General features: G+C 69.3%; 7 protein-coding genes. 3 read left to right on the top strand and 4 right to left on the bottom strand.

Going from position 1 to position 13,818, the window contains the following annotated elements; genetic code table 11:
* The first annotated feature begins 139 nt into the window (after positions 1–139).
* Genes QQM72_RS09480 through QQM72_RS09490 form a run of 3 tightly spaced genes read left to right on the top strand, consistent with a single transcriptional unit; the run spans position 140 to position 6,707 of the window.
* Positions 140–5,341, top strand: coding sequence for a DNRLRE domain-containing protein (locus QQM72_RS09480; protein ID WP_314220354.1), 5,202 nt, complete (start codon positions 140–142; stop codon positions 5,339–5,341).
* Entirely contained in the window at positions 5,338–5,850 is a 513-nt protein-coding gene (locus tag QQM72_RS09485) for a hypothetical protein (protein WP_314220355.1), read from the top strand. The genes QQM72_RS09480 and QQM72_RS09485 overlap by 4 nt, the downstream gene beginning before the upstream one ends.
* A gap of 17 nt (positions 5,851–5,867) precedes the next feature.
* Positions 5,868–6,707, top strand: coding sequence for an ISAs1 family transposase (locus QQM72_RS09490; RefSeq protein WP_314220356.1), 840 nt, complete (start codon positions 5,868–5,870; stop codon positions 6,705–6,707).
* A gap of 208 nt (positions 6,708–6,915) precedes the next feature.
* Here the strand turns inward: QQM72_RS09490 and narI are convergent, their stop codons facing one another.
* Genes narI through QQM72_RS09510 form a run of 4 tightly spaced genes read right to left on the bottom strand, consistent with a single transcriptional unit; the run spans position 6,916 to position 13,758 of the window.
* Positions 6,916–7,689: a respiratory nitrate reductase subunit gamma gene (gene narI / locus QQM72_RS09495; RefSeq protein ID WP_314220357.1), complete on the bottom strand. Its 774-nt coding sequence runs from the start codon at positions 7,687–7,689 to the stop codon at positions 6,916–6,918.
* Positions 7,686–8,372: a nitrate reductase molybdenum cofactor assembly chaperone gene (gene narJ / locus QQM72_RS09500; protein WP_314220358.1), complete on the bottom strand. Its 687-nt coding sequence runs from the start codon at positions 8,370–8,372 to the stop codon at positions 7,686–7,688. Before narJ ends, narI begins: the two co-directional genes overlap by 4 nt.
* Positions 8,369–10,069 (bottom strand): nitrate reductase subunit beta, encoded by a 1,701-nt coding sequence (gene narH / locus QQM72_RS09505; protein WP_314220359.1) that lies wholly within the window; start codon positions 10,067–10,069, stop codon positions 8,369–8,371. Before narH ends, narJ begins: the two co-directional genes overlap by 4 nt.
* Positions 10,069–13,758, bottom strand: a complete 3,690-nt coding sequence (locus QQM72_RS09510) for a nitrate reductase subunit alpha (protein WP_314220480.1) — start codon at positions 13,756–13,758, stop codon at positions 10,069–10,071. The genes narH and QQM72_RS09510 overlap by 1 nt, the downstream gene beginning before the upstream one ends.
* Positions 13,759–13,818: the final 60 nt, after the last annotated feature.

Raw genomic sequence — 13,818 nt, forward strand, 5'->3', positions numbered from 1 at the left:
GCTTCACATACCAGTCCTTCGTGGTCTGGACGTCGGTGTGCCCAGCCCACCGGGCAAGGAGGTGGTCCGGCACCCCGTTGTTGGCCAGGTACGTGAAGCAACTCGCGCGAGCATCGTACAAACGGACCCGCCGCAGCGCGTGCTTGTCCATGACCTTGTACGCCCGCTCACGCAGCTGCCGCCCGTTGAGCGCCCTGCCGAGTCCGTCCACGAGCACATACCCGCTGTCCATTCGGGCAATACGGACTGCAAGGCTTACCCCTGGGGTGTCTACAGCACGGGCAAGGCGTCCACGGCCTCGCGCTGGACGTCTCAGCCGACCTGGGCCGCGACGGCTTCGGCGACCTCGACGGAGACCAAGGGCAACCCCGCTTGCACCGCGGCGCCGGACGGCTGGGTCAACGCGGATGTCACCAACCTGGTGCAGACGTGGGCGTCGGCGAAGAACGCCACCTCCGGTATGGGCCTGCAGGCGGCGAGTGAGACGGCGACCGCGCAGTGGAAGCGCTTCAACTCGGCGAACGCCGCGTCCAACCCGCCCAAGCTGACCGTCACCTACAACTACCGGCCCAAGACCGGCACCGACCAGCAGGCCGGCCCGCCGTTCTTCCAGGACGCGACCGGCACCTGGTACGTCAACACCCTGACGCCGACGCTGAGCGACACCTTCATCGACGTCAACAACGACAAGGTCGACGGCACCTTCGAGATCGACGATGCCGCCACCGGCACGCAGGTCGGCAACTACCTGGTATCGCCGTTCGTACCGTCGGGGCAGCCGGCGTCGGTGACGGTTCCCTCCGGTCTGCTCACCAACGGCAAGACCTACAAGTTCCGCACCAACCCCTACGACGGTCTGCATTACAACAACGACTGGTCGGCGTGGGCGACGTTCACGGTGGACACCTCCGCCCCGTCCGCGCCGACCGCGGTGACCTCGACGGACTATCCGTCCGCGTCGTGGGTCAAGGGTGTCGGCCAGGCAGGCGTGTTCAAGGTGACGCCCCCGTCGGGCGACCAGAACGGCATCGAATGGTCGCTGGACGGCACGACCTGGACGAAGGCCGCCACCAGCGGCACCACCCCGGTCAGCATCACCATCAAGCCCGCCAAGGCAGGCACCAACACCCTGCAGGTGCGCGCGACGGACAGGGCCGACAACAAGTCCGAAGCCCTCTCCTACACCTTCCACGTCGGTCCCGGCGGCGTCACCAGCCCCGACGAGGGCTCCCGCACCGCCGCCCGTCTGCCGCTGACCGCCGAGGCCGACGGTTCGAAATTCACCCAGGCCACTTTCTCCTGGCGCCGCGGCGAGGCCGACACCTGGACGGTCATCCCGGCAGGTGACGTGACGGTCGCGGGCCAGCCGCTGTCGGCCTGGCCGGTGGCTCTGACCAGCGGCAAGAGCCCGAAGCTGACCTGGAACGCCACCTCCACCGTCAACCCGGACGGGGCCGTGCAGATCCGGGCCGACTTCACGGGTCCCTCGAGTGCGTCCGCCTCGTCCGATCCCGTCAATGCCACCGTCGACCGCGGCGCCGACGGCGCCGCGAGCGAGGAGGTGGGGCCGGGCTCGGTGAACCTGCTGACCGGTGACTACACGCTCTCCGACAACGACGCTTCCTTCTTCGGCCTGTCGGTTGACCGCACCGCCTCCTCACGTTCTCCGCAGGCGGGCGCCGGCACCGGCCAGCAGGCGCCGATCTTCGGCAAGGAATGGCTCTACGGCGCCCAGACGTCCATCCCGTGGACGGTGCTGGCGAAAACCGCCACGACGTCGGTGAGTGTGGGGGCGGCGGGCGATGACACCCGCCTGAACTTCACCCAGAACGCGGCGAAGACCGGCTGGATCCCCGAGGTCGGCGCCGAGGACTACGAGCTCACCGGCAGCTTCGGCGGCACGTTCACCCTGAAGAGCTCCGACGGCGAGGTCACCACCTTCACCGCGGTGAGCGGCAGCACCACCTTGTGGAACGCCTCCACCTCCTACCTGACGGGTCTGGCGAACACCACGACCACCACCGTCAGCGAAGCGGTCACGGTGGGCGAGACCAAGACCTCCCGCCCCAAGCTCCTCATCGCCCCGACGTCTGCTGTCGCTGCCTCGGCGTGCGCGGCCGACCCGTCGGTCAAGGGCTGCCGGGTGCTGGAGTTCGTCTACGCCACCGCCACCACCGCATCCGGTTCCGCGCTGGGAGACGTCAAGGACCAGGTCTCAGCGATCAGGCTGTGGTCGACCGCGCCCGGGGCCTCTTTGTCCACCGTGCAGACCACCGCGTCCTACGCCTACGACGCCAGTGGCCGGCTGCGTGAGCAGTGGGACCCCCGTGTCAGCCCGGCGCTGAAGACGGCCTACACCTACGACGACGCCGGCCGTGTCACCACGCTGACCCCGGCCGGGCAGCTGCCGTGGACGTTCACCTACGGACAGGCGGGATCCAACCCTGCCGCCGGCGCCGGCATGCTGCTGAAGGCATCCCGCCCGACGCTCACGCCGGGCAGCGCCGGCCAGACCAACGGCACGGCCGCCACCAGCGTCGTCTACGGCGTGCCGCTGACCGGCTCCACCGCGCCGGAGGAGCTCGGGGCTTCCGCCCTGGCCTCGTGGGGGCAGACCGACGTTCCCAGCGACGCCACCGCGGTCTTCCCCGCGGATCAGGTGCCCGCCGGCAACGACGGCAGTGCTCTGAGCGCCGGCTCCTACGCCCGGGCCGGTATCCATTACCTGGACGCCTCGGGCCGTGAGGTCAACGAGGCCACGCCCGGCCATCACGTCACGGTCACCGAGTTCGACCAGTTCGGCAACACGATCCGGTCGCTGACCGCGGGCAACCGCGAACTGGCCCTGGGGACGACTGCGGCCCAGAAGACAGAGCTGACCGGGCTGGGCATCAGCAACCTCGCCTCGGCCGAGCGGGCCCAGCTGCTGTCGAGCACCAGCATCTACAACGACACCGGCACCCGCGAGGTGGAAGAGGACGGCCCGATCCACCAGGTCGTGCTCGCCTCCAAGCTGCTCAGCGGCACCACTGCCGTCGCGCAGGCCGGCAGCAAGGTCATCGCCCGCACCCAGACCCTCAAGGAGTACGACAGCGGCCGCCCCACGGACGGCACCGCCGCGGTGAAGGACCAGGTCACCAAGGAGACCACCGCTGCCCAGTTGCGGGCCTGGCCGACCCTGGCCGCCGACCCGCGCGTGGTGGCGACCGGTTTCGACTGGGTCAAGGGCGTGGCCACCACCAGCACTCAGGACCCGGCCGGGCTGGCGCTGACCACGACCACCACCTACGACGACCAGGGACGGGTCACAAAGACCGCTCTGCCCGCTTCCACCGGCACCGACGCGGGCGCGACGCAGACCACGTACTACTCCGCCACCGGCACGGGCACCTGCAACGGGCGCCCGGAATGGGCGGACATGGTCTGCCAGACCATACCCGGCGCAGCGATCACCGGGGGAGGTTCCAACCCCACCCAGCTGCCGACCACGACCACCGAGTACGCGGTCGAGGGACAGATCGCCAAGGTCACCGAGACCGCCAACGGCACCACCCGCACCACCAACAACGGCTACGACGACGCCGGCCGCCCCACCACCGTCACCGTCACCGGCGGCCTTGGTACGGCCGTCCCGGCCACCACCACCGGTTACGATCCGGCGACCGGTCTGGCGAACAAGCAGACCTCCACCGCCGGCGGCACCATCAGTAAGACCTTCGACCAGCTCGGCCGTCAGCTCACCTACACCGACGCCGGCGCGGCCACCACCACCACCGAGTACGACGCCCTCAACCGCCCGTCGAAGATCACCGACACGGTGCCCTCAACAACTACCTACGCCTACGACACCGCCATCGACCCGCGCGGTCTGACCACCTCGGTCACCGACTCGGTCGCCGGCACCTTCACCGCGCGCTACGACGCCGACGGTGACCTGGCCACCCAGACCCTGCCCGGCGGCTACACCCAGAGCGACGAGCAGGACACCACCGGCTCAGCCACCGCCCGCACCTACACCCGCACCAGCGACGCCACCGTCCTGGCGGCCGACACGGTCAGCGAGAACACCCACGGCCAGATCGTGGCCCACGCAGGCGCCCCCGGCGTCACCGCCTCCCAGGGCTACACCTACGACAACACCGGACGCCTGACCCAGGTCCAGGACACCGGCGCCGACGCGGTGTGCACCACCCGCACCTACACCTTCGACAAGAACAGCAACCGCAAGTCCCTGGCCACCGCCGCCGCCGGCGTCGGCCTCGACTGCACCACCACCGGCGCCACCACCACCAGTTCCACCTACGACAGCGCCGACCGGCTCGTCGACACCGGCTACGCCTACGACAACCTCGGCCGCACCACGGCCCTTCCCGGCGCCACCCTCGCCTACTACAACAACGACCTCGCGCAGCAGCAGACCGCCGGCACCCAGCGCCAGACCTGGACCCTCGACTCCAACCTGCGCTTTCGCGGCTGGACCACCGAGACCAACACCTCCGGCACCTGGACCCAGACAGCCGCAAAGACCAACCACTACGACTCCGACAGCGACGGCCCCCGCTGGATCAGCGAAGACACCAGCGGCAGCCTGACCCGCAACATCGACGGCCCTTCCGGCGACCTCGCAGCCACCAGCACCGCCACCGGCGGCACCGTCCTGCAACTCGCCAACCTCCACGGCGACATCACCCTCCAGCTCCCCCTCGACACCGCCGTTGCCCCGACCGTTCTGGACGCCGACGAGTACGGCAACCCCCGACCCGGCCAGCAGCCCACCCGATACGGCTGGCTCGGTGCCAAAACCCGCTCCAGCGAGACCCCCACCGGACTCACCCTCATGGGCGTCCGCCTCTACAACCCCACCACCGGCCGCTTCCTCTCCACCGACCCCGTCCCCGGCGGCAGCGCCAACGCCTACGTCTACCCCAGCGACCCCATCAACCAATTCGACCTTGACGGCAAGCGGTGGACCTGGAAGTTCTGGCGGTACAAGAAGGTGAGACGCGCTGGAGCCCGAGCACTGGGATACGGGCTCGCAGGCGCTGGCCGCCTCATGGGCTACAAGTGCAGCTACCGCTACGGCATGAGAACGTGCGTTGGGGGATGGGGTCTGCACGCGCGTGGTGGTACAACACTCGGAACTACCTACTTCACGTCGAATAACTCCCAGTACCTCACAAGGGACCGGATTACCCACGAGAAGAGGCACAGGTCCCAATGGCTGCGCTACGGCCTTGGTTTCGGCATCCGCTACCTGCGAGCGGGCAGTAATCCCTGCCGCAACCGGTGGGAGCGGTTGGCCCACTGGGGACAGGGAGGATACAAACAGTGCTACCGGTGATTCGTTCCACGCGACAGCAGGGCACCTTGTCAGGTCTCCTGACCCTGATCACAATGCTGGGGGCATCCGGCTGCGGCATGCTTCCATCGGATCCGGCCGACCCACCAGAGTTCGGGGCCTCGGTCGATGGCGACACGATCGTCGTCAAGGTACCCATGTGCCCCACGGATGAAATCAAGAGCGTTGAGGTCTACGACTTCGACGATGTCACACACGAGAGTCCGCGCGTCGTATGGTCCGCCTCAGGGCCAACCTCGCCATCGACCCGGAAGGGTCTGGTCACCCTCTGGTCTGGAGAAGGATTCGCACAGCACTCGGACAAGCCCAGCAAGTCAGCTGTTCCTCCCAACATCGGAGTGAGCTACACGGATCCGACGGGCGATGGCCGCGACGACGTCTTCGCCCTGCACACGATCGAGAGCGCGAAACTGGAACCAGGCAAGTACTGGACCCGCGACGGTCCCATGACCGCCAAACAAATCGACGCGCAACTCCACTGCAGTGAGTAGCCGTAGCTCAACCGATCTTGAAATCCGCGAGTGAACGGAGTTCCTGGTCGGGTAATCCGTCGGTAGTAGGCGCACGAAGACAGGGCCTCCTGACAGCTCGGGGGTGCAACCCCATTCCGGGCGGTTCACGGAGGCCCTGTTGTCGTTGTTGTACGCGCCCGATCCCGTTCACTGCAACCCGCCCACCGTGTCGTGTCACTTGCGCACGTGTACGGCAAGCAGGAGCGCAGCAAGTCCACGTCGAACACCACGCATCAGGCCCACTCCCGAACGCAGAGCCCCCGGCGGAGCAGCGCGCCCACGCTGGCCGTGTCATTGCAGCCCAGGGCCACTACCTCCTGGTCGTCAAGGGCAACCAGAAAAGGCTCCGCAGGCAACTCAAGACGCCGCCCTGGCACGAGATCCCGCTACAGAACCGCACCACGGCCACCGGCCACGGCCGCCGCGAGGTCCGCCGCCTGAAGGTCTGCACCGTCCAAGCCGGCCTGCTCTTCCCCCACGCCGTCCAGGCCATCGAGATCAAGCGCCGCCGCACCAACCGCAAGACTGGAAAGGTCCAGACGAAGATTGTCTACGCCATCACCAGCCTGACCCCGGACCAGGCCAACCCTTCTCAGCTCGCCGAACTGATCGAGAACCACTGGTCAGTTGAGGCCCTGCACCATGTCAGGGACGTGACCTACGGCGAGGACGCCTCGCGGATACGTACCGGCACCGCACCGCGCGCCATGGCCACCATGCGCAACCTGGCCATCGGTCTGATGCGGCAAGCCGGCTGGACCAACATCTCCGCCGCAATCGATCACTACAGGTCACATCCCGAGTACGCCACCGCCATGCTCGATCTCACCACGTGAGAACGCATCAGCCCTGCCTGTCCCTCCGGGAGCTCGCGCCGGAGCTCGTGGCCCTGCGATCCGAGCAGTGGTCGTGGGCGGCAAGGGAGTCCGGGCGGAACGTGAACGGGCAACGGAGATGCCCGACGATCCGGACGCGGGCAATCGCCCCTGATGGTGGCCACTCACCGCGCGGCCCGGTATCCCCGCACGTGCGAGGACCGGTCGCTCATGAACCGTTGCGTTCCCAGCCCCGATGCGGGGCCCGGGCACCGAGTCGGACGTCGCGGCTGCGGTAGACGATGTAGGGGCGGGTCAGATAGCCCAGCGGCGCGGTGAGCATGTGGACGAGCCGGGTGAAGGGCCAGGCGGCGAACAGCAGCAGGGCGCTGATCGCGTGGAGTCGGAACAGCACCGGGGCGCCGGACATCAGGTCCGGGTCGGGCTGGAAGTAGAAGACGGACCGGAACCAGGGAGAGATGGTCTCGCGGTAGTCGTAGCCGCCGCCGACGACGTTCGCGGCCACCGTCGCGGACAGGCCCAGCACGATGGTCACCGTCAGGGAGACGTACATCGCCTTGTCGTTGCGGGTGGTGGCGGAGAAGACCGGGCCGACGGTCCGCCGACGGTAGATCAGGATGGCCAGCCCGCCGACGGTGGCCACCCCCGCGACGGTGCCGAGGACGACCGCGCCGACGTGGTACATGTGCTCGCTGATCCCGGCCGCCTCGGTCCAGCTCTTGGGGACGACCAGGCCGCCGATGTGGCCGAGGAGCACGACGAGGATGCCGAAGTGGAACAGCGGGCTGCCGATGCGCAGCAGGCGCCGCTCGTAGAGCTGGGAGGAGCGGGTGGTCCAGCCGAACTTGTCGTAGCGGTAGCGCCAGATGTGGCCGAGGACGAACACGGCGAGGACGACGTAGGGCAGGGCGACCCACAGCAGGACGGCGCCGGTGCCGGCCTCCGCCGCCGCCGACGTGAGGGGCTGCGCGGGCGCGGTCATCGGGGACCTCCTACGACGGGATCGGGCAGGAACACGGGGACGGACACGGGCGAGGACATCGGGGGCGCGTACGGGTCGAGTCCGACCTGTTCTTCCGGCGGGCCCTGGGCGGCCAGGCGCATGACGGCCTCGCGGTCGTCGCCGGCCAGCGCGGGCAGGGTGGCGGAGACGGAGTCCAGGACGTGGGCCCAAGGGGAGCCGTCGTCGTTCAGGGCGAGCCGCAGGAGTTCCAGGCCGGCCCGGTGTTCGGTGAGCAGGCCCGCTCCCGTCGCCGGGTCGGTCGCGGCGAACTCGAGAACCACGGCGAGGTGGTCGGGCAGTTCATCGTCACCCAGGCGCCAGCCGGCAGCGGCATAGGTCTGCTTCAGCCGCAGCAGGCCGAGGCCGCGCTTGCGGGTGTCGCCGTGCGCGTAGTAGGTCAGGTAGAGGCAGCAGCGTTTGCGGTGGTCGAAGGTGGCCACATAGGCGGCGGCCAAGTCGGCGGAGGCGGTCTGCTGCGCGTGCGCGGTGAAACGGAGCAGGGGGCGGGCGACCGGTTCCGGCAGGGTGGCGGCGACCCGGCCGGCCAGGGCCAGGTACCGCTCGAACCGCTCGTCGGGGTAGGCGAGCAGCAAGGACTGGGCCTGCCAGGCGTCGGCGTGCCAGGGCTGGGTGCGGGTGGTGCGCGCGGTCTTCCGTTTCATGGCTTCGGTTCCGCCTCCCCTTCGCGGTCCGCGCCGGTGCCGTTGTCAGCCGGCCTGTCCGGGAACAGGCCGGGTGGGGAACTCTTGCCGTCCCAGTTGAGGAGGTTGACCCGGGTTGCCTTGTCGGTGGGGGTGGCCGGGGAGTCGGCGGTCTGCCGGTCGCGCAGGGCGTGGAAGTTCTCCACCGCGATCGGCGCGGCGCCGCCGGAGGTCTCCCCGAAGGGACCGGAGCCGCCCATGCCCGGACCGCCCTCGTAGTCGAGGCTGCACTCGGTGGCGAGTTCTTCGAGCTTGTGGGCCTGTTCGGCGTGGGCGGGCGGGATGACGTACCGCTCGTCGTACTTCGCCAGCGCCAGCAGCCGGTACATGTCGTACACCTGCTCCCCGGTCATCCCGACCGCCTCGGGGACGGCGTCGTTCGGCTCGCGGCCCAGGTTGATGTCACGCATATAGGCGCGCATCGCGGCCAAGCGGCGCAGCACCGCGTCCACCGGTGCCGGGTCGCCGGCGGTGAACAGCTGGGCAAGATAGTCGACGGGGATGCGCAGGGCGTCGACGGCGGCGAAGAGGTTCTGATGGTTCTCGGCATCTCGTCCGGTGTCGCGGACGGCGTCGACCACCGGGGACAGCGGCGGGATGTACCAGACCATCGGCATCGTCCGGTACTCCGGGTGCAGCGGCAGGGCCACCTTGAAGGTGTTGATCAGCGCGTGGATCGGGGAGCGCTGGGCGGCCTCGATCCAGTCCCGGGGGATGCCCGCCTTCTCGGCCGCGGAGACGACCTCCGGATGACGGGGGTCGAGGAAGACGCCTCGCTGGGCTTCGTAGAGGTCCTTGTCGTCGGGGGTGGAGGCGGCCTCCAGCACGCGGTCGGCGTCATAGAGGACGAGGCCGATGTAGCGCAGCCGGCCTACGCAGGTCTCGGAGCAGACGGTGGGCAGGCCCACCTCGACGCGCGGGAAGCAGAAGGTGCACTTCTCGGCCTTGCCGGTGCGGTGGTTGAAGTACACCTTCTTGTACGGGCAGCCCGTGACGCACATCCGCCAGCCCCGGCAGCGGTCCTGGTCGACCAGGACGATGCCGTCCTCCTCCCGCTTGTAGATCGCACCGGATGGGCAGGACGCCGCGCAGGACGGGTTGAGACAGTGCTCGCAGATCCGCGGCAGGTAGAACATGAAGGTCTGCTCGAACTCGAACCTGATCTTCTCCGAGACCTGGTTCAGCAGCACGTCCCGTTCGCTGGTCGCGGCCGATCCGCCGAGGTCGTCGTCCCAGTTCGCCGACCAGGAGATCTTCATGTCCTTGCCGGAGATCAGGGACTTGGGGCGGGCGACCGGGGTGTGCTCCTGCAGCGGGGCGTTGGTGAGCGTCTCGTAGTCGTAGGTCCAGGGCTCGTAGTAGTCGTCGAGGGACGGCAGGACGGGGTTGGAGAAGATCTGGATCAGCTTCTTGAACCGGCCGCCCGCCTTCAGCGCGAGGCGGCCCTTCTTGTTCAGCTCCCAGCCGCCGCGCCACTTGCCCTGGTCCTCGTAGCGGCGGGGGTATCCCTGGCCGGGGCGGGTCTCGACGTTGTTGAACCACACGTACTCGACGCCTGTGCGGTTGGTCCACGCCTGCTTGCAGGTGACCGAGCAGGTGTGGCAGCCGATGCACTTGTCGAGGTTCATCACCATCGCCATCTGGGCCATCACGCGCATCAGTACGTCACCTCCTGGTTGTCGCGGCGGCGGATGACGGTGACCTCGTCGCGCTGGTTGCCGGTCGGGCCCAGGTAGTTGAAGGCGTAGGAGAGCTGGGCGTAGCCGCCGATGAGGTGGCTGGGTTTGATCAGCAGACGGGTCAGGGAATTGTGGATGCCGCCGCGCCGGCCGGTGGTCTCGGTGCGGGGCACGTCGATGAGCCGGTCCTGGGCGTGGTGCATGTAGACGGTGCCCTCGGGCATGCGGTGCGAGACGACGGCGCGGGCGGCGACCACGCCGTTGCGGTTGACGGCCTCGACCCAGTCGTTGTCCTTCACGCCGACCTTGGCCGCGTCCTGGGTGCTCATCCAGATGGTCGGCCCGCCCCGTGAAAGGGAGAGCATGAAGAGGTTGTCCTGGTACTCGGAGTGGATGGACCACTTGTTGTGCGGGGTCAGGTAGCGCACGGTCACGCCGAGCTCGCCCGTCTCGCCGATGCGGGGCTCATCGAACAGGGCGTGCATGTTCAACGGCGGCCGGTAGACGGGTAGTTGCTCGCCGAGCGCGGTCATCCAGTCGTGGTCGAGGTAGAAGTGCTGGCGGCCGGTGAGGGTGTGCCAGGGCTTGAGGCGTTCGACGTTGATGGTGAACGGGGAGTAGCGGCGCCCTCCGGTCTCGGAGCCGGACCATTCCGGGGAGGTGATGACCGGCACGGGGGCGGCCTGCGTGTCGGCGAAGGTGATCCGCCTGCCCTCGTGCTCGGCGGCCAGGTCCGCGAGCTGTGTGCCGGTGCGGGCTTCGAGGGTGTGGAAGCCCTGGGTGGCGAGGTGGCCGTTGGTGGTGCCGGACAGGGCGAGGATCGCCTCGCAGGCGTGCGTGTCGCGGGCGATCGAGGGCCGCCCGTCGGCCGTGCCGCCGCGCACGGTGCCGTTCTTGTGCCGCAGGTACTCCAGCTCGCGGTCGACCTTGAAGGTGACGCCCTTGGTGGTGGCGCCCAGGGTGTCCAGCAGCGGGCCGAGGGCGGTCATCTTGTCGGCGACCGCAGCGTAGTCGCGTTCCACCGTCACCAGCTTCGGCATCGTGCGGCCGGGGACCGGCTCGCACTCCCCCGCCTTCCAGTCGAGCACCCGGCCGTGCGGGTTGGCCATCTCGTCGGGGGTGTCGTGCTGCAGCGCGGCGGCGACCACGTCCTTGCGAACGCCCAGGTGATCGGCGGCCTGGCGGCTGAACTCCCGGGCAAGGGTGTGGAAGGCGTCCCAGTCGGTGCGGGTCTGCCACGGTGGGGCGATGGCCGGGTTGAAGGCGTGCACGAAGGGGTGCATGTCCGTGCTGGACAGGTCGTGCTTCTCGTACCAGGTGGCGGCGGGCAGGACGACGTCGGAGAAGACGGTCGTGCTGGTCATGCGGAAGTCCAGGGTCAGCAGCAGGTCCAGCTTGCCCTCGGGGGCCTCCTCCCGCCACACCACGTCTCGGGGGCGGGCATCCGGCGGCGCCTCGGTGGCCCGGACCGAGTGGTCGGTGCCGAGGAGGTGTTTGAGGAAGTACTCGTTGCCCTTGGCCGAGGAGCCCAGCAGGTTGGCCCGCCAGATGGTCAGCACCCGCGGGAAGTTCTCCGGGGCGTCCGGGTCCTCGCCCGCGAACCGCAGCCGCCCCGCCCTCAGTTCGTCCACCACGTGTTCGGCGACCGGCCGGCCCGCGTTCTCGGCCTCGTCGGCGAGGTCGAGGGGGTTGCGGTCGAAGGTCGGATACGACGGCATCCAGCCCATCCGCGCCGACTGCGCGATCACATCGGCCGTGCTCTTCCCGGCGAACGGGCCGCCCGTGCCCGGACCGGCCGCCGCGAGGGTGTCGGCGGAGAACGGGTCGTAGCGGAACTGGTCGGCGTGCAGGTACCAGTAGGCGGTCTGGATCATCTGCCGGGCCGGCCGGTTCCAGTCGCCGGCGGTCGCGATCGCCGAGTAGCCGGTGATCGGACGGACCTTCTCCTGACCGACGTAGTGCGCCCAGCCGCCACCGTTGACCCCCTGACAGCCGGTCAGGGTCGTCAGCGTCAGGAACGCGCGGTAGATGGTGTCGGAATGGAACCAGTGGTTGGTGCCCGCCCCCATGATGATCATCGAACGGCCCCCGGACTCCTCGGCGTTGGCCGCGAACTCCCGCGCGATCCGCGCCGCCTTCCCGGCCTCCACTCCGGTGATCGCCGCCTGCCACGCCGGGGTGTACGGCTCCTCCGCGTCCTCGTACGAGGACGGCCACCGGCCGGGCAGGCCGTCGCGAGCCACCCCGTACTGGGCGAGCAGGAGGTCGTACACCGTGGTCACCAGCCGCCCGGCGACCCGCTGCACCGGGACGCCGCGCCGCAGTCGCGCCGCGCTGCCGTCGGGGGCGTCGAAGCGGGCCAGTTCGACGGCGACCGGCGCCTCCTCGCCGCCCTCGGCGGACAGCAGCGGCTGGATGTCGCCGAGATCCAGATTCCACTTGCCGGCGCCTGCCTCGCCGTAACGGTCGCCGAGCGTTCCATTGGGCGTCACGGGCCGGCCGGTGGCCGCGTCCAGCAGCACGGTGCGGAACTCCGCGTGCTCGGCCCGCGCATACTCGCCACCCAGATCGGCGGCGGTCAGGAACTTGCCCGGCGTGTACGTGTCCGGCTCGCCCTCGACCTCGTCGAGGGCGACCAGGAAAGGCAGATCCGTGTACTTCCTGACGTAGTCGGTGAAGGACGGGGTCTGCCGTTCGACGAAGAACTCCTTGAGGATCACGTGCCCCATCGCCATGGCGAGGGCCCCGTCGGTGCCGGGCTGGGCGGCGAGCCACTCGTCGGCGAACTTCACGTTGTCCGCGTAGTCGGGCGACACGGCGACGACCTTCTGGCCGCGGTAGCGGGCCTCGGCCATCCAGTGCGCGTCCGGGGTGCGGGTCACCGGCAGGTTGGAACCCCACATGATCAGATAGCCGGCGTCCCACCAGTCCCCCGACTCCGGTACGTCGGTCTGGTCGCCGAAGACCTGCGGGGAGGCCACCGGCAGGTCGGCGTACCAGTCGTAGAACGACAGCATCGCGCCGCCGAGCAGCGAGTAGAAGCGAGCCCCGGCCGCGTGCGAGACCATCGACATCGCCGGGATCGGCGAGAACCCGGCCAACCGGTCCGGCCCGTACTCCTTGATGGTGTGCACGTGGGCGGCGGCGACCATCTCCACCGCCTCGTCCCAGCTCGCCCGGACCAGGCCGCCCTTGCCGCGCGCCATCTTGTAGCGGCGGGCGCGCTCCGGGTCGGAGACGACGTCCGCCCAGGCCGCGACCGGGTCGCCGAGCCGGGCTTTCGCCTCCCGGTACATCCGCAGCAGCACGCCGCGCACATAGGGGTAGCGGACCCGGGTGGGCGAGTAGGTGTACCAGGAGAAGGCCGCCCCGCGCGGGCAGCCGCGCGGCTCGTACTCCGGACGGTCCGGGCCCACCGACGGATAGTCGGTCTGCTGCGCCTCCCAGGTGATGATGCCGTCCTTGACGTACACCTTCCACGAACACGAACCGGTGCAGTTCACGCCGTGCGTGGAGCGCACCACCTTGTCGTGCGACCAGCGGTCCCGGTAGAACTCGTCCGCCTGCCGGCCGCCCTTTCGGTGCAGGGTGCGCAGGTCGTCGGAGACCTCCGCCCGGGTGAAGAACCGGCGACTTCGTACCAGCGCCTGCGCCAGCTCGCCGTCCATGCCCGCCTGAGCCCGTCCCGGGCTGGTCTCCTTGCTCACCGTGCCACTCCACCCCGGGCG

The sequence above is a fragment of the Streptomyces zaehneri genome (assembly GCF_032248645.1).
GTDB lineage: Bacteria > Actinomycetota > Actinomycetes > Streptomycetales > Streptomycetaceae > Streptomyces > Streptomyces coriariae.